Consider the following 23,303-nt stretch of genomic DNA (forward strand, 5'->3'; position numbering starts at 1 on the left):
TCGGAAGCACCCGGCTTCCGACCCCTTCCCCGCGCGTGACGGTCAGCCGTCACCGGAGGTTCGCAGCGCCTGGCGGACGTCCGCGGCGGAGACCGGCTCGTCGCCGACCGCCGGGGTCGGCTCCACCAGTTCCTCCAGCTCCTCGGAGCCGGCCGTGGTGACCTTCACCGGCTTGACGCCCCCGGTGACGGCCGAGGCGACGGCGGCGATCAGGCAGGCGCCCAGCGCGAACCAGAAGGCCACCGCCAGGCCGTCCTGGAACGGACCGGTGATCAGGTGCGGGAAGAAGCTGCGGCCGGTCAGGTAGTCCGCCTTGCCCGCCGGAAGCTGGTGCAGCACCTGCGGACCGAGCAGCTGCTGCATCGGGTTGTAGCCCAGGAAGGCGGCGAACAGCACGGCCAGCGGCGGCAGTTGGGAGACCTGGTGGGCGGTCGCGTCGGGCACGCCCTGGGTCGCGAGCCCGCTGTACATGGCGCTGGGCAGGTGCGTCGACAGGCCGACCACGATCAGGCTGAAGAAGACGCCGATGGAGAGCACCATCGCGGAGTTCTGGAAGGTCGCGGTCATCCCGGCGCCGACGCCGCGCCGGTTGGCCGGGACCGAGTTCATGATCTCGGCCCGGTTCGGCGAGGCGAACAGGCCGGCGCCCAGCCCGTTCAGCATCAGGATCAGCGCGAAGACCGGGTAGGAGAAGTTCACCGGGAGGACCATCAGCAGGCCGAAGCTCAGCGCATTGAGCAGCGCCCCCGCGACCGTGAACAGCCGGGAGCCGAAGCGGTCCGAGAGCAGCCCGGAGATCGGCGCGGCGATCAGCAGGCCGATCGTCATCGGGATCATGTAGATGCCGGCCCAGAGCGGGGTCCGGCTGAAGCTGTAGCCGTGCAGCGGCAGCCAGATCCCCTGCAGCCAGATGATCAGGATGAACTGCAGGCCGCCTCGGCCCAGCGCGGTCAGCAGGCTGGCCAGGTTGCCCGCGACGAAGGCGCGGATCCGGAACAGCGACAGGTTGAACAGCGGCTCGGCGACCCTGGTCTCGATCCAGCCGAAGAGGATCAGCACGACCACGCCGCCGATCATGGAGCTGAGCACCCACGGGTTGCTCCAGCCGGTGCTGGCGCCGTGGTAGGGCTGGATGCCGTAGGTGATGCCGACCAGGATCGCGATCAGGCCGACCGCGAAGGTGAGGTTGCCCCACCAGTCCATCTTGGCCGGGTTGCGGTGTCCGGTGTCCTTGAGCTTGAGGTAGGCCCAGATGGTGCCGAAGATGCCGACCGGGACCGACACCAGGAAGATCCAGCGCCAGCCGACCGGGCCCAGCACGCCGCCCAGCATCAGGCCGATGAAGCCGCCGGAGATGCCGGCGATGACGTTGATGCCCAGTGCGGTGCCGCGCTGGTTGACCGGGAACGCGTCGGTGATGATCGCGGTGGAGTTGGCGAAGATCAGCGCGCCGCCGATGCCCTGGACCACCCGCCAGCCGATCAGCCACAGCGCGGCCTGGCTGCCGCTGCCCCAGGTGAGGGAGAGCAGGATGGAGCAGACCGTGAACAGGGCGAAGCCCAGGTTGTACATCCTGACCCGGCCGAACATGTCGCCGAGCCGTCCGAAGGAGACCACCAGCACGGCGGTGACCACCATGAAGCCCATCATCATCCACAACAGGTAGCTGGTGTTGTGGGGGTCCAGCGGGTTGAGCTTGATGCCCTTGAAGATGTCGGGGAGCGCGATCAGCACGATCGACTGGTTGATCATCACCATCAGCATGCCGAGGGTGGTGTTGGAGAGTGCGATCCACTTGTAGCGCGGACCGTGCTCGGCATGCGGATCCGCGGCGGGCAGGGTGGGCGGTGTGTCGCCGACCATGGGGTTGTCCTCATTTCACTGGTTGCTACCTACAACCTTCTCAAAGACTAGATGCATTTGTCATCTATTCCCATGAGCGCACCGGTGCCCGTCGAGGGCGCACGGGAGCGCGAAAGGAAATACGGTCGATCCCAAGAGCCGTGCACAGGCATGTAGAGAACCGGCGTCCGGCCCCGACTCATGGATGAGGGCGCCGCACCGGCGCACCGGAACCTGACAAGGAGCACACCGTGAAGTACATGCTGTTGATGCAGTTCAGCCAGGAGTCCGCCGGTTTCCCGCCGATCACCGAGTGGAGCCAGGACGAGCTCAAGGCGCACATCGGGTTCATGGGCGGGGTCATCGAGCGGATCGGCACGCTGGGCAAGCTGATCGACGCCCAGGGCCTGGACATGCCGAACACCGCACGGATCGTCCGGGCCGGGGGCGGCGGCGAGACCCTGGTGACCGACGGCCCGTTCCCGGAGAGCAAGGAGTTCCTGGCCGGCTACTGGGTGGTCGACCTGCCCTCCGCGGAGACCGCCTACGACCTGGCCGCCTACATCTCCACCGCCCCCGGCCCCGGCGGACGGCCGCTGAACATGCCGATCCACGTCCAGCCGGTGATCTCGGCGCCCGACCTCGACGCGTGACGCCCCGCGGCGGCCGGAACCCCCGGCCGCCGCGGCGTCGGCGGATCCGGGGCCGGTCAGCCCCGGGCGTCCGACCCGGCGGTCAGGTCGAGCACATAGCTGGCGATCGAGCCGTCCGTGGCCCGGCCGATCGCCTGGCGGCCCACCCGGGCCCGGGTGAGGACGCCGACCAGATCGGCGCCCGTGGCCGGGTCCGGCAGGACCTGCCAGCCCTTGCGGAAGGCGCCGGGCGCGGCGGCGGTGTCGGGCGCGGCGGCGAGGGCCTTGTCGAAGAGCGCCCCGACCCCCGGCTCGGGCAGCCCGCGGCGGTGGATCTCCGGACGGGCCAGCGCCAGCAGCCGCAGCCGGGTGCGCGGGTCGGCCTCCACCGGGCCCAGGCAGAGCAGCCCGGACCGGATCGGGCAGGCCGTCCGCGCGTTCGTGGCCCAGCGCACCGGCGTCCCGTGGCCGAAGGGGACGACCGCCAGCACCACCTGCGGGTCGCCCTGCGCGTTCGGCTCGACCCGGAGCCAGACCGGGTGGCGGCCCGGCGGCAGCCCCACGGTCGCGTGCAGTTCGGCGCCGAGGTCGAGGTAGGCGGGGGCGGCCGGGTGGGCCGGGTCGGCGGGGAACAGCATGCCGTCGCCGCGCAGCACCGTCTCCCCGGCCCGGAACGCGGTGAACGGCTGCTCGCGCCGCAGTCCGGCCGCGTCGAGGTAGGACGCGAACAGCCCGCGCGGGTCCCCGTCGTTGAGGTCGTTGTCGTTCACGGCTTCAAGTTCCATCACCAGTCAGCCCTGCCTCTCCGTCGCCCCCATGCCGACACGGGTAGGGTCCCACACCGGTTCCCCTAGCACCACTCCGAGTGGGGACAGTTGAGAAACCGTTGACCCTCCGCTGCATCCGCGTGAAGAAACGGGGCTTGACGTTCCGTCAGCCGCAGGTCGGGACGGGTGTCAGGTAAGCGACACCCCGTGCTGGGCGAGCCAGCCGAGCGGGTTGATGTCGGAGCCGTAGGACTCGGTGGTGTCGACCTCGAAGTGCAGGTGCGGTCCGGTGACATTGCCGGTCGCCCCGGACAGGCCGAGGGTCGTGCCCGCGGAGACGGCCTCGCCCACGTGCACGTCGATCCGGGAGAGGTGGGCGTACAGGCTGTAGCGGCCGTCGGCGTGCCTGACCTCGACCATCTTTCCGTAGTCGCCGCCCCATTGGGCCTTGACCACGGTCCCCGCGCCGACCGCGTGCACGGTGGTGCCGACCGGGACGGCGAGGTCCACGCCGGTGTGGTGCCCGGCCTGCCAGGGGCCGGGGACGCCGTAGCCCTCGGAGATCCAGAACGAGGCGCTGATCGGCCGCACGAAGTGGCTCGACGCGGCGGCTGCCTTGGCCGGCTTGGGCTTGGCCGGGGCGGGCTTCGGCGGAGCGGGCTTGGGCTTGGCGGGCGCGGGGGTGGCGGTCTTGGGCGCGGTGGCGGCCTTGGCCGGGGGCGCGGCCTTGGCCGGAGTGGTCTTCGTGGCGGGGGCGGCGGTCGTGGCCGCGGCGTGCCAGGTCAGGTGCTCACCGGGCAGGATCAGGTCCGGGTCGGCGCCGACCACGGCGCGATTGGCGGCGTAGAGCGGCTGCCAGCCGCCGGGTATCCGCAGCTGCTCGGCGATCGCCCAGAGGGTGTCGCCGTGCCGGACGGTGTGCTCGACGGTGTGCCCGGTACCGGCCTTGGCCGGGGTCTTCCCTGCCGGGGCCCTGACCGGCTGTTCGGCGGAGGCCTCAACCACGGCAGGCTTCCGGACCGCGTCGCCCGCGGCGGCGGGCCGGACCGCCGGGCCGCCGCTCGCGCCGTTGCCACGGGTCAGCCCCGCGCGCACCGAGCACACCGGCCAGGCACCCGGCCCCTGGCCCTTCAGCACCCGCTGGGCCACGGTGACCTGCTCGGCCTCGGTCGCCCCGGCCGCGGTGGCGGAGTACCGCGTCCCCCCGTACGCCGCCCAGGTGGAGGCGCTGAACTGGAGGCCGCCGTAGTACCCGTTGCCGGTGTTCACATGCCAGTCGCCGCTGGACTCGCAGGCGGCGACCTTGTCCCAGACCGAGGACGTGGCGGCGTGCGCCTGACCCGCCGCCAGGACCGGCAGCGCGGCGGCTCCGGCCGCGGTCACACCCGCCGCCCTGGCCAGGGTGGTCCCGGCGGCGCCGGGGGGTTGGGGTCGGCGGTGGCGTCCGTTGGCGAGGCTCATCTCGGTGCTCCTTCTCCCCTGCCGACCGGGTCTCGGTCAGCTGCGGCGGCTTGAGATCATGCTGAACAGCTGGAGGGTCTCCGGTTCGTAGTCGAGGCAGCCCAGCGCGTCGTTGACCTGGGCGAGCCGGGTGATGGACGCCGCAACCTGGTCGCGGTGCCCGGCGGTGGCGTAGAGCCGGATCAGTCCCCGGTGCAGGATCTCGGCCTCGGGGACGGCGGCCAGGCCGCGGTGCAGCGCCGCCTCGCAGCCGGGCAGGTCGCCCGCGGTGAAGCAGCGCTTGGCCAGTTCGTAGGAGGCGTCGATGACGGCCGAGATCATGTCCTGGCGGAAGGGCTCGGCCCAGGGGTAGAGGTGGTGCGCCCCCAGGAACGGACCGCCGCGGACCAGGTCGAGGGCGCGGCGCAGAGCGGCGTCCTCGGCCGGGCCACGGGCGTTCATGCCGAGCCGGTACAGCTCCTGGAAGTCGGTCCAGTCGCAGCTGACCGCCTGGTGCAGCCGCCAGGCAGTGGCCGCCGTCCATGACGTCCCGTCAGGACCGTTGCCCAGCCAGTCGCGCAGCCGTGCCAGCGCCTCGAACCGGGCCTGCGGCGCGCTGCGGGCGGCCATCAACCGGTCCGCGGCGTAGGGGACCGGGTCGAGCACGGCGTCCAGCAGCCGCGGATCCGGCTCCGGATGCGTGGCCAACAGGGCGGCCACCGCGGTCAGTCTGCTGAGGTCGGCGAACGTGACCGGGGTGGGTCCGGCCGCGCCGATCACCCGCACCGGGCCGAGCAGCAGGATCCGCGGTGGGAAGGCCGCGTCCGGCGATGCCGTGGCGCGGGCCGGGGGCCGGGTCGGCCCGAAAGTAGCGTCGGACGCGGACAGCGCGGCGGCTTCGACGGCGCGGTAGCCGGAGCCGAGCACCGGGAGCAGGCTGTGCCGACCGGCCGTCCGACCGCTGCCCGCGCTGCCCGGCAGGTCGAAGTCGAGCAGCGGGACGGACGTCGCCGAGGCGGCGACGGCGCCGCCGGTGGCTCGGGCGTGCGATGCCAGTACCGGGATGACGAAGGGGTCGTCGTCCCGGTCGTCGTCCCGGTCCGGGTCGGGCTCCTGCTCCGACTCCCCCGCCATGTCGGGCAGCGGAGCGTCCGGCAGCGCCGCGTCGGCGTCCGGGTGGAGGCCGGTCCAGGCGGGTTCGGGCAGGTCGGAGGGCTGCTGGGTGGCGGCGAGCACGGCCAGGGCGGCGGCGAACTCCTCCTCGCCGAGGCGTTGCAGCTCGACCGCGAAGGGCAGGCTGTCCGCCACCGGGTGGTGTCCGGGGCGGGCGTCCAGCCGCCAGCCGGGCGCACCGGGGACGACGGGGGTGACCGCGGCGACGCAGCGGTGCTCGGGCCCGGACAGGACCCGTCCTAACCGGTCAAATTGATGGGACGTCAGTTCGTGGTCGGTGCAGAGCAGCGCCGGGGCCCAGGCGTCCACGGCGACCCCCTGTGAGCGGGCCGAACGCGGGCTGGCGACCTGACAGGCCGTCAAGGTCCGCTCCAGTTCTGACCGGTGTTGCTCCAGCTGGGACAGCGCCGCCTCCGGATCGGCGCAGCTGACCAGCCGTTCGCCGTCGGTGTCGTGGACCAGTCGGCCGACCAGCGGGGCGGCGCTGCCGAGCGGGATCAGCCGCAGCCGGTCGGCGAGCGGGCTGGCCGCCAACTCGGCGACCAGGGCCCGTCCGACCGCGGCGACCTCCTCGGCCGTCCCGTCAAGGTGCAGGTGCCGTACGGTCTCCAGGTCCGCGAGGATGTGCACGCCGTCCACCGTCCGGCCGAGGGTGACCAGCGCCGGGTAGGGGGCCGGGACGTCCCGGGCGCGCTCGACCGTGAGCAGGTCGGCGTCGGGGGCGTGGCAGCGCCACAGCCGTCCGTCGGTCGAGCCGGTGAACGGGGCGACGGCGGGCGCGGGCTCGGCCAGGTGCAGGTCCACCGTCCCGCCGGGCCGCAGCGCGACGGCGGCGAGGAGCGGCAGTTCGGTGTCGGTGTCCAGGCAGTTCATGCCGAGGGTGCGCAGCGTGCGGTCGAGCAGGTCCAGCCCGGCCGGGTCGGCCATGGCCCGGAGGAAGGTCTCGTACAGCTGCTCCTCGACGCTGGGCATCGCCACCCGGCGGCGCGGCGGGCGGCGGCGCTGCTGCAGCATCCGACGGCGGGTCAGCAGCCCGACCAGCCCCGCTGCGAGCAGCGCGCCCGCGCCGATCGCCACGGTGGCAGTCCCGGCCGGGAGCCGCAGCGGGGCCGACGCCTCGGCCCGGGGGGCGGCAGCCTGCGCCGGGGCCTCGACGGGGGGCCGGTCCGGGGCAGCCGTCGCTCCGGTGCGGTCGGGGGCGGCCGGGTCCGCCGTCGACGCCCCCGTCCCCGGCCCCGTCCCGGCCTGCGCCGGAGCGGGTGCCGGTGCGGGTGCGGGTGCCGTAGCCGGTGAGGCTGCCGCGGCAGTGCCCGTCCCCGGCAGGCGCAGCCGCTCGCCGGGCAGGATCATGTCCGGATCCGGGCCCACCACCGTCCGGTTGGCGGCGTAGACCGACTCCCAACCGCCGTGCACCCGGTGCTCCGCGGCGATGCTGCTGAGCGTGTCGCCCCGGTGCACGGTGACCGTCTCCACCGGCGCGGACACCGGCACCGACGCCGACGCCGCGGGCATCCGCAGGGTCCACCCGGGGCTGAGCGCCAGGTCCGCGTGGAAGACCGTGCCGGAGGCGTCCATCACCCGGCCCTCGTTGAGCGCGGCGATGTCGTTCCACCGTGCGCCGCTGCCGAGTTGGGACTGCGCGATGGTCCACAGCGTCTCGGCCGGACGCGCCGCGGGCACGGTGTATCCGGTGGCGGACGCGGCGCTCGCCGCAGCCGCACCCGACGCCGTCCCGGCGTCCGTCCCACCGTTCGCCCCTGCGCTCGCCCCGGCGCCGACCGCGACCGGCGCGGTGATCCCCGGCGGTGCGGCCACCGACGGCGCCGCGAACGCCCCGGCCGCGGGGACCAGCGCGAACACCGCCCCCAGCAGCACCGCGGCGGCCCGCTGCGACCAGCCGAGGGCGGGCAGCCGCCGGGCGACCCGGCCGCGCAGCCGTGCCGCGAGCTCGACCAGCGTGCCCAGGGCGAACATCGCCCAGGCCACCCAGCCCAGCGCGGTCAGCGCCCAGACGAACCCCTGCCCCCGGTCCGCGTCGGTGAACAGCTCGGAGAGGTGGGCCGGGAGCGGCGCCCCGCCCGGCCCGGCCAGCGCCAGCGTCCCGTACAGCAGGGCGACCGGGAGCGCCAGCAGCAGCGCCGCCAGCAGCACCAGGCTCGCCAGCGCGCGCACCAGCGAGGCGGCGGTGCGCGGCTCGCGGTTCACAGGCGCTCCCCTCCGTCGGATGAGCTGACGTCATGTGTGCTGAAAGTGTGCTCGCATGTGTGCCTCGTGAACAGGGTGACGGTTTGTCACATGATTCGGTAGATGCCCCGGGGAAACCGTCACGCGAACGCCGACGGCTCACGCAGTCCGAGGCCCAGCGCCAGGGCCACCACCGGGACCCCGCACAGCACGGTGAACACCGCCTGCGGACCGTACGCGTCGGCGATCAGCCCCAGCAGCGGGGAGAGCAGCCCGCCGATGCTCACGGCCAGGCCGAGGGTGACCCCGGCCGCGGTGCCGGGACGGGTCGGCAGGTAGTCCTGCCCGAGTTTCACCAGCACCGCGAACGGGATGTTCAGCGCGATCCCGGCCAGCACCGCGAACAGCAGCGGCAGCGCCGCCGCCGGGAAGCCGCCGCCGGGGGCCAGCCGCAGCCCGGCCAGCATCGGCACGGCCAGGAGGGCGCCGAGTTGGACCGTGCGGACCATGCCGATCCGGTCCGCGATCCGGCCGCCGAGCAGCGTCCCGGCGACGCCGCCGCCGAGGAAGCAGGCCAGCGCGGTACCGGCGACGGCGCGCGAAGCGTGCAGGTCGCGGAGCCAGTACAGCTCGATGAAGGTGTTCACCCCGAAGAAGGCCACCGAGCGGACCACCTCGACCCCGGTCAGCACCAGGAACGGCCGCCACCGGTCGGTCCCGTCCGGCGCCGCGGCGCGGGCCCCGGCCGCGGCGGCGGTGCGGCGCTGGTGCCGCAGCAGCACGAAGGCGATCAGCAGCGCGGGCGGGACGAACAGCACCGTGGCGCCGACGTCCCAGGCCACCAGCGCCGGTGTGGCCAGCACCGGGGCGAGGAAGAAGCCGACACTGCCACCGGCCGCGAAGACGCTCATCGCCCCGGCGCTGTCACCGGCGGCCTCGCGGGCCGACCGCCCGGCCGCCGGGTGGAACATCGCCACGCCGAGCCCGGAGAGCAGGATCAGGGTCCACACGGCGGCATAGGAGGGGAGCAGCCCGGACAGGCCGAGCGCGGTGCCCGCGAGCGCCACGCCCGCAGCCGCCAGCCAGGGCAGCCGACGCCGGTCGACCAGCACCCCGACGAACGGCTGCGGGATCGAACTCCCCAGCGTGGCGGCCATGGTGAGCCCGGCGGCGGCGACGTAGCCGTAGTGCCGGTCCAGCACGAAGTAGGGGACGCAGGCGGGCACCAGGCCCTGGTAGAGGTCGTCCACGGCATGCGCGGCCCCCCAGAGCCGCATCCGCTTCCAGGAGGAGGCGGCCGAGCCGTCGGACGGCAGCGGCGCGGGGCTGAACGGGGCGGTGGCGGCGGGTGTGGTCATGCGTCCAGGCTCCCGAGCCGCGGTGGCTGCGTGCTACCGGTATGCTGCCTCATTGTGTCGACAGCCCGCCAACATCTGGACGGACCGACCCAGGTCGCGCTGAACCACCGCGAGCGGGTCGACTGGCACCACCACGCCGAGCACCAGCTGGTCTACCCCAGCGCGGGCGTGCTCCAGGTCTCCACCGACGTCGGCGCATGGGTGGTCCCGCCGTTCCGGGCGGTCTGGCTGCCCGCCGGGGTGCCGCACGCGCACCGGGCGCACGGGCCGACCCGGATGCTGTCACTGGTCTTCGAGGTGGCGGTGAACCCGCTGCGGCTGGACCGGCCGACGGTGCTGGCGGTGACCCCGCTGCTGCGCGAGGTGATCACCGCCCTGGTCGAGGACCGGGAACTGACCGGGTCTCAGCGGGGCCACCTGGAGCAGGTCGCCCTGGACCAGCTGCGCCGGGTGGAGGAACTGCCGCTGTGGCTGCCCACCCCGGCCGACCCCCGGCTGCGGGACGTCACCGAGCTGCTGCGCGAGGATCCCGCCGATCCGCGCAGCCTGGCCGAGCTGGGCGCGGCGGTGGGCGCCAGCGAGCGGACGCTCAGTCGGCTGTTCCGGGCGCAGACCACGATGTCGTTCCCGCAGTGGCGGGCGCAGAACCGGCTGCACCACGCGCTCACCCTGCTGGCCGGCGGCGGCTCGGTCACCGCCGTGGCGACCGCCTGCGGCTACAGCACCACCAGCGCCTTCATCGAGGCGTTCCGGCACGCCTTCGGCACCACCCCGGGCCAGTACCGGCTCCCCGGCTGAGCCGGTGCCGCCGGGCCGTCGCCGAGCCGGTGTCCTCACGTCCCCGAGCAGGTGTCCACGGTACGGTCGTCACGGCGGGTGACCGGCGCTTTCTGCTAAATTGGTCTATACCACGAACGCTCATCCGGCGTGCTCAGGACGAACCAGAACGAATGGGACCAGCATGGAAATTGTGATCGTTCCCGACGCCGCCGCCGGCGGTGCGCTCATCGCGGCGGCGATCGCCGACCTGCTGACCCGCAAGCCCGACGCGCTGCTCGGTGTGGCCACCGGATCCACCCCGCTGCCGATCTACCAGGCCCTGGCCGAACGGGTCCGCGACACCGGGCTGGACGTCGCCCGCGCCCGGATCTGCCAGCTGGACGAGTACGTCGGCCTGCCGAAGGGCCACCCGGAGTCGTACCGCTCGGTGGTGCTGCGCGAGGTGGTCGAGCCGCTGGGGCTGACCGAGTCCTCCTTCATGGGCCCGGACGGCAGCGCCGACGACATCGCCGCCGCCTGCGAGGCCTACGACCAGGCACTGGCCCAGGCCGGCGGCGTGGACCTGCAGTTGCTGGGCATCGGCACGGACGGTCACATCGGCTTCAACGAGCCCTGCTCCTCGCTCGCCTCGCGCACCCGGATCAAGACGCTGACCGAGCGCACCCGGGTGGACAACGCCCGCTTCTTCGACAGCCTGGACGAAGTCCCGCACCACGTCATCACCCAGGGCATCGGCACCATCCTGGACGCCCGGCACCTGGTGCTGCTGGCCACCGGCGAGGGCAAGGCCGACGCGGTCGCCGCGACGGTCGAGGGCCCGCTCTCGGCGCTGGTCCCGGCGTCCGCGCTGCAGCTGCACCGGCACGCAACCGTGGTCGTCGACGAGGCCGCCGCGTCCGGGCTGAAGCTCGCCGACTACTTCCGGGCGACCTACGCGGCGAAGCCGAGCTGGCAGTCGATCTGACGCACAGTCAAACTGATGCGCGATCGAACTGACACCTGATCAAAACCTGCGGCGGCTCCCCCGGAGCCGCCGCAGGCGTTTCAGGGGCGGCCCCTCACGAGCAGTCGTACAGCCGGGTGCCGGCCACTCCCCCGCCGTAGCTGCCCGGCGGGACGGCGGCGCAGCTGGCGCTGACCCAGCGCGAGGCCTGCGCGGCGGCGGTGGTGGCGGAGCCGCCCGCCCCGCCGCCCCAGGGGAGCGCCGACGTCCCATCGCTGAGCAGGACGTAGCGCAGCGCCCCCGAGCCGACGTCGCCCTGCAGCGCGGCCAGGCTGGGGGACGGGGCCTGGCCGCCGAAGCCGCCGATGGGGAGGACCGGGGCGCCCGTCGCCAGGATGTAGGGCGAGGCGAGCGTCCAACTCGTGGTCGCGAACAGGAAGCGGGCCGTCCCGCGGTGGGCCCGGGTGTAGTCGTACAGCGCGGTCTGACTGGGCGTCAGCGTCCCCGACGAGCGCATCGCGGCGGCGAACCCGGCCGCGGCCCCGCCGGCGGCCCTGGCCGCGGCAGTGCCGGTACCGGCACCGGCTTCGGGTGACCCCATGGCCAGGGCCGACGCCGGCTTCCCTTGGTGCTGCGGAAGTTGAAAGCCCATCAGATTGCGGACGGCGGGCGGTCCCACCGCGCCCATCGCCGACTCGTAGGCGGGGTCGAGGACGGAGGCGGTCCACACCGCCGGGGCGGCCAGCATCGCCGCCAGACCCACCACCAGACCCGCCCGTCCGGGCGACAGCCGTCCCGGCGACAGTCGTTCCGGCCGCGAACGGCGCAGCAGCGGGACGCTGAGCAGCAGCACCGCGACCAGCCCGAGCAGCAGCACCGCCGGGACCAGCGGCGGCAGGAACGAGGGGTAGCCGTCGGCCAGTACCGCCCCCCACGCCGCCGTCGCCGCGACCGTCCCCGGCAGCACCCAGGCGGCGGGGCCGCCGGCCCGGTAGGCCCGCCACAGCAGTACCGTCCCGGCACCGGCCAGCGCGGCCAGCGGGGCCGCGATGACGCCCAGGTAGTAGGTGTGCCCGCCGACGCTGCCCGCGCTCAGGACCAGGAAGAACACCCCGAGCCAGCAGCCCCAGAGCAGCAGCCCGGCCCGCAGCGGGTCGGTGCGGGGCATGCGCCTGCGGCGGACCAGGCCGAGGCCGAGTCCGGCCAGGGCGAGCGGGTAGAACCAGCCGGTCTCCGCCGCCATCGGCCCGCTGAGCAGCTTCCCCCACCCGCTGTCGCCGCCACCGAACCCACCGTGGCGCCCCCCACCCGCGTGCGCGCCCACCCCACCCGACCCGACAGCAGCGCCCGCCGCCCCTGCCGAGCCCGCTACGTCTGCCGCGCCCGCCGTACCCGCCGCCCCTGCTGCACCCGTCACACCCACCGAGCCTGCTGTACCCGCCGTACCCGCCGAGCCCGCCGCACCTGCCCCGCCCGCCGAGCCCGCCGCCCCCGCCGTCCCGTGCAAGCCCGGTCGCCCCGCCCCGGTCACCCCCGCTGCCCCGGCCCCCGCCGCGCCCCCCGCGGCCCCGTGCTCGGCACGGCCCGCGCCCATCGCCGGGACACTGCCGGTGTCAGCGGCGTTGACTCCCAGCGACGAGAAGCGGGTGAGGAAGTTGTAGCCGACCACCATGCTCACCGCGGAGTTGTTCGTACTGCCGTCCACATACGGCCGCTCCCCCGCCGGGGTGAGCGTGACCAGCAGCATCCACGACGCGGAGACCCCGAGCGCGACCGCGCCCGCCACCGCCAGGTGCCCCGCCCGGCGCCGCAGCGGCGCAGGCGCCGACACCGCGTAGACCAGCGCCAGCGCGGGCAGCACCGCGAACGCCTCCAGCATCTTCGCCTGGAAGGCCAGCCCGACCCAGACCCCGGACAGCACCAGCGTCCGCAGCCGCGCCTCCCGGGCCGCCCGCTGCGCGGCGTCCGCGGCGAGCAGCAGCAGCAGGGTGAACGCCGGGTCCTCGACCGCCGTCCGGAACAGTCCGGCGACGACCGGGGTCAGCGCCAGGAACCCGGCCGCGAGCAGCCCCGCGTTCACCCCGGCCCAGCGCCGCACCGCCCGGTACAGCACCAGGACGCTCAGCACCCCCTCGATCACCTGCGGCAGCGTCAGCGCCCAGGCGTGGAAGCCGAAGACCCGCGCGGACAGCGCCTGCGGCCAGAGGAATCCGGGCAGTTTGTCCAGGGTGATGGTGTTGCCCGGGTCGAACGAGCCGTAGACGAAGGCCTTCCAGCTCCCGGTCATGCTGCGGACCGCGTCGGCGTAGAAGGGGTGGTACTGGCTCCGCCCGATCCCCCAGGCGTAGAGCACGGCGGCGACGGCGGTGACCAGTATCAGCGCGGGACGGGCGTAGCGGGGCTCGGCCAGGGTCCGGGGACGGGGAAGCGCGGGGGCGAGGGTCGCGGTCGTTGCCATGGATCCGAGACTGCCCCGGGAAAATAGCTCTGACTGGGAGCGAAACGCCCTGTTTGCCGGATTCACAGGAACTGATCAGGCTTCCTGCCGTCGCGCGGTGGATGGCAGACTCCGCCCATGACCTCAGAAACGATCACCGCGGCGGCGTCCGGCACCTGGCGGCTCGGCGACCTGACGGTGCGCCGGATGGGCTTCGGCGCGATGCGGCTGACCGGCAGCGGCCCCTTCGACCTGGGGACGCCCAGCGACCGCGACCGGGTGCTCGGCGTGCTGCGCCGGGCGGTCGAGCTCGGAGTGAACCACATCGACACCGCCGCGTTCTACTTCTCCTCGCTGCGCTCCGCCAACGAGCTGATCAACCGGGCGCTCGGCCCCTACCCGGACGATCTGGTGATCACCACCAAGGTCGGTCCCGGCCGCGACGCCTCCGGCGACTGGTCCTGGGCCGCCCCGGAGCAGCTGCGCGGGCAGGTCGAGGAGAACCTGCGCCAGCTCGGCCGGGACTGCCTGGACGTGGTGAACCTGCGGGTCAAGGGCGGCGGCTCGATCGCCGAGCACTTCGGCGCCCTGGCCGAGCTGCGCCGGGCCGGGCTGATCCGCCACCTCGGCGTCTCCAATGTCTCCGCCGCGCAGTTGGCCGAGGCGCGGGCGGTGGCCCCGGTGGTCTGCGTGCAGAACCGCTACGGCGTGGACTCCCGGCGGGCGGGCTCCGACGGCCTGCTCCGGCTCTGCGGCGAGGCGGGCATCGCCTTCGTGCCGTTCTTCGCCATCGCCGGGGCGGGCAAGGAGGCGGGTGCCGGCCCGGTCGAGAACCCGGTGGTCACCGCCGTGGCCGAGGCGCACGGGGCGACCGCGGCCCAGGTCAGGCTGGCCTGGACGCTGCGGCAGGGACCGCATGTGCTGGCCATCCCCGGCACCGGGAACCCGGACCACCTGCTCGCCAACCTGGCCGCGGGCGCGCTGCGGCTGACCGACCAGGAGTGCGCCGCCCTCGACGCGCTCGGCGACGACCCGGAGCAGCCGAACCGGAGCAGCCGACGGGAGTGACCGGGGGGACCGGGTCCCGAATTCTGTGGGTTGCGCCAAGTATCCGACCGTAGGAGGCTTTTACTAGCCATGCGCGCTCCCGGAACCCGGAAAGGTCCAGCCATGACGCGACCGAAGTGGGTGCCCGCAGGGACGGATCTGGACAAGCCGAACGCGGCCCGGGTCTACGACTACTACCTCGGCGGATCCCACAACTTCGCGGTCGACCGGGAGATGGCCCGGCAGGCCATCGCGCTCTGGCCGGACCTGCCGATGATCATGCGGGCCAACCGCGCCTTCCTCCGCCGCGCCGTCCAGTACGTCGCCGAGCAGGGCGTCTCCCGGTTCCTCGACATCGGCTCGGGCATCCCGACCTTCGGCGCGGTGCACGAGATCGCCCGGGAGACCATCCCGGACGCGCGCGTGGTCTACGTGGACCGGGACCCGGTCGCGGTGGCGCACAGCCGGCTGCTGCTCAAGGACGACCCGCTCAGCGCGGTGGTCGAGGCCGACATGCGGGACGTCCCCGGCCTGCTCGCCCAGCCCGCCGTGGCGGAGCTGCTGGCGCCGGGGGAGCCGGTCGCGGTGCTGATGGTCGCGGTGCTGCACTTCATCAGCGACGAGGAGGACCCGGAGCGGATCGTCCGGCAGCTGCACCAGGCCGTGCCGCCGGGCAGCATGCTGGCGCTCTCGCACGCCGGTCTTGAGGGACGTCCGGACCAGGCGGGCCCGCACCAGGACCTCTATGCCCGGACGCCGACCCCGCTGACCATGCGCAGCAAGGACCGCATCGTCAGCCTCTTCAACGGCTTCGAGCTGGTCGAACCGGGTGTCGTGTACTTCTCGGAGTGGCACCCGGAGAACCCGGCCGCGGTCGAGCCCCACCCGGAGCGACTGGTGGGCATGGTGGGTGTGGGGCGCCGCTCGTGACCGCTCCACCCGGCGATACCGGGGCCGCCACCGACGCCTTCTGCCAGGCCTGGGCGGAAGTGCTGCACGCGGGGCACGGCGGCACGCTCACCCCGGGGACCAGGCGCCGGCTGGTGGCCAGGACCACCCAGCTGCTGAACCGGGCCAGGAACGACCACCCGTTCGACCCCGCCTCGGCCGAGCAGGTCGGCGCCCTGCTGGTGCACGCCCACTACACCGACCCGGCCATGCTGGCCAGCGCGGTGCAGCTGGTTCAGGAGCCGCCGCTGCCGGACGGCCGCGGCCCGGAGCTGGCCGGGGCCTTCGCGGCCGGCTGGGCGGTGGCGCTGCGTGAGCAGACCCTGCACGAGCAGGAGAGCATCCGGCTGGCCGCGGACAGCGCCAGGGAGGACGCGGAACGGGCACTGTCCGCCTCCGAGGCCCGGTTCCGGGCGCTGTTCGAGAGCGCCGCCATCGGCATCGGCATCGGCGACACCGAGGGCCGGATCCTGGAGGTCAACCCGGCGCTCGGGGAGCTGTTCGGCGCCCGGGTCGAGGACCTGGAGGGGAACCGGGTGGACGACCTGGTGCACCCGGAGGACACCCCCGGGGTGTGGGAGGCCTACGGCGACCTGATCAGCGGGAAGCGCAACCGGTTCCAGTGCGACAAGCCCTACTACCGGCAGGACGGCGAGGTGGTCTGGACCCACCTGACCGTCTCGCTGATCCGGGACGAGCAGGGCGACCCCAAGTACCAGGTGGCCATGCTGGAGGACATCACCGACCGCTACCGGCTGCAGGAGCGGCTGCGGCACCAGGCCACCCACGACCCGCTCACCGGCCTGCCCAACCGCGCGGCCTTCTTCGAGCGGCTGGAGGGCCTGTTCGAGGACCCGGCCCCGGGCGCCAGGATCGGGCTCTGCTACATCGACCTCGACGGCTTCAAGGTGATCAACGACAGCCTCGGCCACGAGGCCGGGGACCAGCTGCTGGTCGCGGTGGCCGACCGGCTGGGGGCGGCCCTCGCGCCGACCGGCCACCTGCTGGCCCGGCTCGGCGGGGACGAGTTCGTGGTGCTGCTGGAGCACTGCCGCGGCGAGCAGCAGGCGGTCTCGGTGGCCAAGACGGTGCTGCACGCGCTCGGCCACCCGCTCCCGGTCGGCGACCACCAGCTCTCGGTGGGCGCCAGCGTCGGGGTGCTGGAGCGGACGGTGGCCACCACCACGCCGATGGCCGCGGTGCGGGCCGCGGATCTGACGCTCTACCGGGCGAAGGAGGAGGGGCGCGGTCGCTGGACCCTGTTCGACCCGGGGCGCAACGCCCGCGCGGTCAACCGCTACGCGGTGTCCGTGCGGATGCCGGCCGCCCTGGACCGGGGCGAGTTCTACGTCGACTACCAGCCGCTGTGCGCGCTCCCCGACGGCGCCCTGGTCGCGGTCGAGGCGCTGGTCCGCTGGCGGCACCCGCAGCTGGGAGTGCTGGGCCCGGACGAGTTCGTGGCCACCGCGGAGGAGACCGGCGTGATCATGCCGCTGGGCCGCTGGGTGCTGGAGCAGGCCTGCGGTCAGGCGGCCGAGTGGGTGCGCCGGTTCGGCGACGCGGCGCCGCAGGTGAACGTGAACGTGGCGGGCCGGCAGACCCGCAACCCCGGCCTGGTGTCGGACGTCGCCCGGATCCTGCACAGCACCGGCCTCGATCCGCGGCGGCTGCAGCTGGAGATCACCGAGAGCGCGGTGGTGGGGCGCGACGACCAGTCGCTGAAGGCGCTGCACGCGCTGGTCGACATGGGCGTGACGCTGGCCGTGGACGACTTCGGCACCGGCTGGTCCAACCTCTCCTACCTGCGCGACCTGCCGGTGGCCGGGCTGAAGATCGCCGGCTCGTTCGTCTCCGACCTGCACGACCCGGCCAAGGACGAGGCGCTCGGCTGGCGGATCGTCGGCGGCGTGGTCTCGCTGGCGCACACGCTGGGTCTGACCGTCACCGCCGAGGAGGTGGAGACCGAGGCGCACGCCGAGCGGCTGCGGGCGATGGGCTGCGACTGGGCCCAGGGGTGGCACTACGGCAGGCCGGTGCGTCCGGGCGAGATCTCGCAGCGGATCGCCGCTGGCAATTCCGCCCATAACCGATAAAAGCGTCTGAAACCACTTGACTTGGCGTCGGCGCCCGCCGATGATGGTGCCCTGGCACAGAACATTGGCCAGTAGACCAGTTGGCGCTTCGGCGTCCGAGGCCGAGCGGCGTCCTTGGCGGCGTCCGTGGCAGACCGCCCGTCTCCGGGCCCGCTGCCCCAGTCGACCGTTCACCTTCCCGCGAGGAAGCCCGGCCCGCCCCGTGACGGCCCCCGACCACCGTCACCGCGCCGCGGCCGACCGGCCCGCTCCTGCGGTCGTTCCGCGACCGCCCGTCCTGGGCCGCTCCTCGCTCCGTTGACGCACGGAGAGGCCGTCCGCCATGAGCACCACCCTGCCCAGGATCGAACGCAGGACCGGCACCCGCGGCAACCGCCGCGCCGACGAGGCCCCCCGGGGCCGCCGCGCCACCGACCGCGGCCCACGGCCGCACCCGCTGCGGCGCCAGGACGACCTCCCCGCGCCCCGACACACCGTCAGCCTGGTGGTCCCGGCCCACAACGAGGCCCGCAACATCCCCTGGGTCTTCGAGCAGATCCCGCGCTGCGTGGACGAGGTGATCCTGGTCGACGGCGACTCCAGCGACGCGACCCTGCGGATGGCGGCGCAGATCCTGCCGACCGTGCGCAGCGTCCCGCAGCAGGGCGCCGGCAAGGGCAACGCGCTGCGCACCGGCTTCCGGGCGGCGACCGGCGAGTACGTGGTGATGCTGGACGCCGACGGCAGCATGTGGCCCGGCGAGATCCCGCACTACCTGCACTTCCTGGACAACGGCTACGACTTCGTCAAGGGCTCCCGGTTCGTGGCCGGCGGCGGCTCGCTGGACCTCACCCCGTTCCGCTCGCTCGGCAACAAGGCCCTGCTGGCGGTCGTCAACCGGCTCTACGACACCCTGCTGACCGACCTCTGCTACGGCTACTGCGCCTTCCGGCGCAGCTTCCTGGAGGAACTGGACCTGCGCTCCACCGGCTTCGAGATCGAGGCCGAGATGGTCGCCCACGCGCTCCGCTCGGGACTGCGCATCGCCGAGGTCCCGAGCCTCGAACTCCCCCGCCGCAACGGGCGCTCGCACCTGCACGCCGTCTCCGACGGCCGCCGGGTGCTGCGGACCCTGCTCGCCGAGCGCCCCGGCGCCCGGTCCGCGGCCACCGTTGCCGCGGCGGGACGATGAACGGCTACGACCGGCGCACCGACGCGGCCTGCCCCTGCCTTGCCGCCCGCGAATCGCCTTACACCGCCGTCCGGGTCGTCGACCTGGACCTGGACGAACCGGACGGGCTGCGCTCGCCCGGGGGGACCGGGCCCGCCGACCCGCGCGGGCGCGTGCTGGCGTTGGCGCGACTGCACGGGCACCCGCTAGGAGTGGTCACCGTGACCGGCCCGCCCGACGACGCCGCCGGGTCGCGCCAGGCGCTGGTCGCCGCCGTCCACCGGGAGCTGGCCGACGCGGTCGCCGCGCACCGCGCCGCCGACGCCCGAGCCCTCGCCGTGCTGGAGACCGACGACGACGAACTGCCCGGCGGCGACGCGGCCGGCGCCCGCCCGTGCCGGCTGCCCCGGGCCCTGGTGCTCAGGGACCCGCCCGCGATCAGCGTCGTGGTGGCCACCCGGAACCGGGTCCGGCCGCTGCGCCAGTGCCTGGACTCGCTGCTGCGGACCGGCTATCCGCGGCTGGAGGTGCTGGTCGTGGACAACGCGCCGGACGACGGCGAGGCCGAGGCGATGGTCCGCGGCCGCTACCACGGGCAGATCCGCTACCTACGTGAACCGGTGGCCGGACTGGCCAGGGCGCACAACCGGGCGCTGGCCGAGGTCGGCGGCGACATCACCGCCTTCACCGACGACGACACCCTGGTCGACCGGGACTGGCCGGCCGCCCTCGCCGAGGGCTTCGCCGGCTCCGCCCGGATCGGCTGCGTGACCGGGCTGATCCTGCCCGCCGAACTGGAGACCAGGACCCAGTCCGACCTGCAGCGGCACGGCGGCTACGACAAGGGCTTCACCGCCCGCACCTGGTCGCTCGCCGAGCCGCCCGGCGACCCGCTGTTCCCGTTCACCGCGGGCCGGTTCGGCTCCGGGGCCAACATGGCGTTCCGGACCGGGCTGCTGCGCGCGATCGGCGGCTTCGACCCGGCGACCGGCACCGGCACCGCCGCCCGCGGCGGCGACGACCTGCTCGGCTTCTTCCGCGCCATCGTCGCCGGGGCCACCCTCGCCTACCGTCCGGACGCCATCGTCTGGCACCGGCCCAGCCGGGACCTGGACGCGCTCCCGGCGCAGGCGTTCGGCTACGGCGCCGGGTTCGGCGCCTTCCTGGCCGCCGCGGTCGCCAACGAGCCGCGGATGCTGCCCGCGCTGGCCCGGCGGCTGCCGCGCGGCGTCCACTACGCCGCCACCCGCCGCCGGGGCGCCGCGACCGCGCCGGACGGCGGCTGGTCCCGGCGGCTCTCGCTGCTGGAGGTCCAGGGGATGCTGTACGGGCCGCTGGGCTATCTGCGCAGCCTGCGCCAGACGCACCGGCTCGCGGACCGGGGCTGAGCGGCCATGACCACCCGGGTGGAGACTCCGGCGGCGCTGGCCGGGCCGCGCGGCCCGGCCCCGCTCAGGGCGCGCTTCGGCAAGGTCCTGGACGGTGAGCCGCTGCTCCGCAACGGGCATGTGCTGACCCTGAGTTCACTGCTCACCGCCGCGCTCGGGGCGGCCTTCTGGGTGCTCGCCACCTCCTGGTACGACACCGCCGAGGTCGGCCGCAGCTACGCCGCGCTGTCGGCGGTGATGCTGCTGTCCGGGATCGGCCAGCTCAACCTGGCCGACGTGCTGGTGCGCTTCGTCCCGGCCTCGGGGCCGCACGCCGGGCGGCTGGCCCGGTGCTGCTACCTGGCCGGGGCGGTCTGCACCACCGTGGTCGCGGCGCTGTTCCTGCTGCTGGTCCCGGTGGTCGCGCCCGGCCTCGGCCATCTGCGCCACCCGGCGACGGCGGTCTGCTTCATCGCCGGGGCGGCCGGCTACTCCATCTTCGTGCTGCAGGACGGCGCGCTCACCGGGCTGCGCCGCACCGGCTGGGTGCTCGGCGAGAACGCGCTGTTCGCCGCGGTCAAGGCCGGGCTGCTGGCGCTCTGCGGCATCCTGGCGCTGGGCGCCGGCATCCTCGCCGCCTGGACCGGGGCGCTGCTGATCGCCCTGGTGGTCACCAATGTCTTCCTGTTCCGCAGCGCCGTGCCGGCCCACCGGCGGGCGCAGCGCGAGGCCGCGCCGCCGCAGCGGCTGCTCGGCTACGCGGCGGCGGACTACGTCGGCGCGCAGTTCCGGATGGCCGCGTACAACGTGGTGCCGCTGCTGGTGCTGAACCGGCTCGGCCCGGACGGCAGCGCCTACTTCTCGCTGGCCTGGGTGATCGCCTACACGCTCTACATGGTGGCCTACAACATGGGCAGTTCACTGATCGTCGAGGCCGCGCGGGCGCCCGAGCGGCTGGTCGAGCAGGCCCGCCGGGTGCTGCGGCACAACGCGGTGCTGCTGGCCGCCGCCGTCGCGGTGCTGCTGCTGGCCGCGCCCTGGCTGCTGGCGCTGTTCGGGCCGCAGTACTCCGCGCACGGCACCGCGCTGCTGCGGCTGCTGGCCCTGTCCGCGCTGCCCAACCTGGTGCTGAGCGTGGCCGTCGACGTGGCCAGGGCGCGCCGCAGGCTCGGCTGGGTGGTGCTGCTCCAGGCCGTGCTGTGCGTGCTGGTGCTGGGCCTCAGCGTGCTGCTGATCCCCCGGCTCGGGGTCACCGGGGTCGGCGTGGCGTGGCTGGCGGCGGAGTGCGCGCTCGGCCTGCCGCTGCTGGTCACCCTGCGGCGCTGGCTGCCGGTCGAGCCGAGGAGGACGTGATGGACCAGCAGATGCCACTGTCCGTCGTGGTCTGCGCCTACACGCTGGACCGCTGGCAGGACCTGTCCGCCGCGATCCGCTCGGTCCAGGCCCAGCGCACCCCGGTCGGCGAGTTGCTGCTGGTGGTGGACCACTGCCCGGAGCTGGCCGCCCGCGCCCGCGCCCGCTTCACCGGCGTACGGGTGGTCGGCAACCGGGAGCGGCAGGGCCTGTCCGGCGCCCGCAACACCGGGGTGGCCGAGGCCGGGGGCGCGGTGGTCGCCTTCCTGGACGACGACGCCGTGGCCGAGCCGGACTGGAGCGGCCGGCTGCTGGACGGCTACCGCGACCCCCGGGTGCTCGGCGTCGGCGGCCTGGTGCTGCCCTGGTGGGAGACCGGCCGCCCGGACTGGTTCCCGCCCGAGTTCGACTGGGTGGTCGGCTGCTGCTACCGCGGCATGGCCGAACAGCGGTCGCCGGTGCGGAACTTCATCGGCGCCAACATGTCCTTCCGACGCGCGGCGGTGCTCGCCGCCGGCGGCTTCCGCACCGACCTCGGCCGGGTCGGCACCCGTCCGCTGGGCTGCGAGGAGACCGAGCTGTGCCTGCGGATGACGGCCCGCGACCCCGGCGGCGTGCTGCTCTACGAGCCGGCCGCGGTGGTCCGGCACCACGTCCCCGCGGCCCGTACCCGCTGGTCGTACTTCCGCTCGCGCTGCTACGCGGAGGGGCTGTCCAAGGCCGCGGTGGCCCGGCACGCCGGATCAGGACCCGGCCTGGCCAGCGAGCGCGCCTACCTGCGCTCGGCCCTCCCCCGGGCGCTGGCCCGCGGGCTGCGGCCCGGCTCGGGCAGCTCCCCCGGCACCGCGGCGGCGGTGGCCGCCGGGGCCGGCGCCACCCTGCTCGGCTACGCCGAGGGCCGGCTGCGCGCGGCGTACCGTGCCCCGGCCGCCCCGGTACGCCCCATCGGCGGAGGTGCGACATGACCAGCTCGGGCAACGCCGTCCCGGTCTTCCTGTACCACTCGGTATCGGACGACCCTCCCCCCTGGATCGCGCCGTTCACGGTCAGCCCGCGGGTGTTCGCCGAGCAGCTCGACCGGATCGCCGACGCCGGGCTCACCGTGGTGCCGCTGCGCCGCCTGGTCGCCGCGCTGCGCGGCGGCCCGGTGCTGCCGCCCCGCTCCGCGGTGCTGACCTTCGACGACGGCTTCGCCGACTTCTACTGGACGGTCACCCCGCTGCTGACCGACCGCGACCTGCCGGCCACCCTGTACGTCACCACCGGGGCGGTCCACCCGCCCGGCGGCACCGCCCGGGGCAGTCTGCTGCCCCCGGCCCCGATGCTGAACTGGCGTCAGATCGCCACCCTGGACGCCTGCGGCATCGAGATCGGCGGCCACACCAGGACCCATCCGCAGCTGGACACGCTCCCCGGGCGCAAGCTGTGCGACGAGGTGTTCGGCTGCAAACGGGACCTGGAGGAGCTGCTGTCGCACCCGGTGGAGTCGTTCGCCCACCCGCACGGCTACTCCAACGCCTCGGTGCGCCGCAAGGTGCAGAAGGCCGGCTGGTCCTCGGCGACCTCGGTCGGCTACGCGTTCAGCTCCCCCGCCGACAACGCGCTGCGGATCTCCCGGCTGATGGTCCGCGCGGACACCCCGGCGGAGCAGTTCCAGGCCTGGACCGAGGGCTGGGGCGCCCCGGTGGCCCCGTACCCGGAACGGCTGCGGACCAGGGGCTGGCGTGCCTACCGCAGGGTCAGCGCCGGCCTCGGCCGCCCGGTCGGCGGGCCACCCACCGACTGACCG

At 74.3% G+C, this 23,303-nt stretch carries 17 protein-coding genes; 11 read left to right on the forward strand and 6 right to left on the reverse strand.

All coding sequences use genetic code 11. The features are described 5' to 3' along the window. Positions 1–42: 42 nt before the first annotated feature. Positions 43–1,863 carry an MFS transporter gene (locus ACEZDE_RS27390; RefSeq protein ID WP_380541382.1) on the reverse strand — a complete coding sequence of 607 codons (1,821 nt, stop codon included), beginning with the start codon at positions 1,861–1,863 and terminating at the stop codon, positions 43–45. 239 nt (positions 1,864–2,102) lie between these two features. Between ACEZDE_RS27390 and ACEZDE_RS27395 the strand changes: the two genes are divergently transcribed. After that, positions 2,103–2,495, forward strand: coding sequence for a YciI family protein (locus ACEZDE_RS27395; protein WP_380541517.1), 393 nt, complete (start codon positions 2,103–2,105; stop codon positions 2,493–2,495). A 56-nt stretch (positions 2,496–2,551) separates the two neighbouring features. Here ACEZDE_RS27395 and ACEZDE_RS27400 read toward each other — a convergent pair whose 3' ends face one another. The 4 genes from ACEZDE_RS27400 to ACEZDE_RS27415 form a co-directional block, all read right to left on the reverse strand. Next, a complete protein-coding gene (locus tag ACEZDE_RS27400) occupies positions 2,552–3,259 on the reverse strand; it encodes a hypothetical protein (protein ID WP_380541385.1) in 708 nt (235 codons plus the stop codon). Between the two features lie 171 nt (positions 3,260–3,430). Further along, positions 3,431–4,702 carry a transglycosylase family protein gene (locus ACEZDE_RS27405; protein WP_380541388.1) on the reverse strand — a complete coding sequence of 424 codons (1,272 nt, stop codon included), beginning with the start codon at positions 4,700–4,702 and terminating at the stop codon, positions 3,431–3,433. 36 nt (positions 4,703–4,738) lie between these two features. Next, the gene (locus ACEZDE_RS27410; RefSeq protein ID WP_380541390.1) at positions 4,739–8,059 is read right to left on the reverse strand and encodes a LysM peptidoglycan-binding domain-containing protein; all 3,321 of its coding nucleotides are present in this window, start codon (positions 8,057–8,059) and stop codon (positions 4,739–4,741) included. Positions 8,060–8,178: 119 nt separating this feature from the next. Further along, a complete protein-coding gene (locus ACEZDE_RS27415) occupies positions 8,179–9,396 on the reverse strand; it encodes an MFS transporter (protein WP_380541393.1) in 1,218 nt (405 codons plus the stop codon). A 54-nt stretch (positions 9,397–9,450) separates the two neighbouring features. Between ACEZDE_RS27415 and ACEZDE_RS27420 the strand changes: the two genes are divergently transcribed. Both ACEZDE_RS27420 and nagB read left to right on the forward strand, forming a co-directional pair. After that, positions 9,451–10,194, forward strand: a complete 744-nt coding sequence (locus tag ACEZDE_RS27420) for an AraC family transcriptional regulator (RefSeq protein ID WP_380541396.1) — start codon at positions 9,451–9,453, stop codon at positions 10,192–10,194. Positions 10,195–10,357: 163 nt separating this feature from the next. Beyond that, the gene (gene nagB, locus ACEZDE_RS27425) at positions 10,358–11,140 is read left to right on the forward strand and encodes a glucosamine-6-phosphate deaminase (RefSeq protein WP_380541399.1); all 783 of its coding nucleotides are present in this window, start codon (positions 10,358–10,360) and stop codon (positions 11,138–11,140) included. 94 nt (positions 11,141–11,234) lie between these two features. Here nagB and ACEZDE_RS27430 read toward each other — a convergent pair whose 3' ends face one another. Then, positions 11,235–13,577, reverse strand: coding sequence for an ArnT family glycosyltransferase (locus ACEZDE_RS27430; protein WP_380541402.1), 2,343 nt, complete (start codon positions 13,575–13,577; stop codon positions 11,235–11,237). Between the two features lie 117 nt (positions 13,578–13,694). Between ACEZDE_RS27430 and ACEZDE_RS27435 the strand changes: the two genes are divergently transcribed. From ACEZDE_RS27435 to ACEZDE_RS27470, 8 genes are all read left to right on the forward strand, one after another. After that, positions 13,695–14,624 carry an oxidoreductase gene (locus ACEZDE_RS27435; RefSeq protein ID WP_380541405.1) on the forward strand — a complete coding sequence of 310 codons (930 nt, stop codon included), beginning with the start codon at positions 13,695–13,697 and terminating at the stop codon, positions 14,622–14,624. Between the two features lie 102 nt (positions 14,625–14,726). Further along, complete coding sequence (locus tag ACEZDE_RS27440) at positions 14,727–15,533, forward strand: SAM-dependent methyltransferase (RefSeq protein WP_380541408.1); 807 nt, start codon at positions 14,727–14,729, stop codon at positions 15,531–15,533. Continuing rightward, positions 15,530–17,644: a putative bifunctional diguanylate cyclase/phosphodiesterase gene (locus ACEZDE_RS27445; RefSeq protein WP_380541411.1), complete on the forward strand. Its 2,115-nt coding sequence runs from the start codon at positions 15,530–15,532 to the stop codon at positions 17,642–17,644. The genes ACEZDE_RS27440 and ACEZDE_RS27445 overlap by 4 nt, the downstream gene beginning before the upstream one ends. A gap of 322 nt (positions 17,645–17,966) precedes the next feature. Continuing rightward, positions 17,967–18,815 (forward strand): glycosyltransferase family 2 protein, encoded by an 849-nt coding sequence (locus ACEZDE_RS27450; protein WP_380541414.1) that lies wholly within the window; start codon positions 17,967–17,969, stop codon positions 18,813–18,815. Next, entirely contained in the window at positions 18,812–20,182 is a 1,371-nt protein-coding gene (locus ACEZDE_RS27455) for a glycosyltransferase family 2 protein (protein ID WP_380541417.1), read from the forward strand. Before ACEZDE_RS27450 ends, ACEZDE_RS27455 begins: the two co-directional genes overlap by 4 nt. 6 nt (positions 20,183–20,188) lie before the next feature. Continuing rightward, a complete protein-coding gene (locus tag ACEZDE_RS27460; protein ID WP_380541420.1) occupies positions 20,189–21,514 on the forward strand; it encodes a lipopolysaccharide biosynthesis protein in 1,326 nt (441 codons plus the stop codon). After that, a complete protein-coding gene (locus ACEZDE_RS27465) occupies positions 21,514–22,479 on the forward strand; it encodes a glycosyltransferase family 2 protein (protein WP_380541423.1) in 966 nt (321 codons plus the stop codon). Before ACEZDE_RS27460 ends, ACEZDE_RS27465 begins: the two co-directional genes overlap by 1 nt. Continuing rightward, complete coding sequence (locus tag ACEZDE_RS27470) at positions 22,476–23,300, forward strand: polysaccharide deacetylase family protein (RefSeq protein WP_380541426.1); 825 nt, start codon at positions 22,476–22,478, stop codon at positions 23,298–23,300. Before ACEZDE_RS27465 ends, ACEZDE_RS27470 begins: the two co-directional genes overlap by 4 nt. Positions 23,301–23,303 lie beyond the last annotated feature (3 nt).

This window comes from Streptacidiphilus cavernicola, from assembly GCF_042510955.1.
GTDB lineage: Bacteria > Actinomycetota > Actinomycetes > Streptomycetales > Streptomycetaceae > Streptacidiphilus > Streptacidiphilus cavernicola.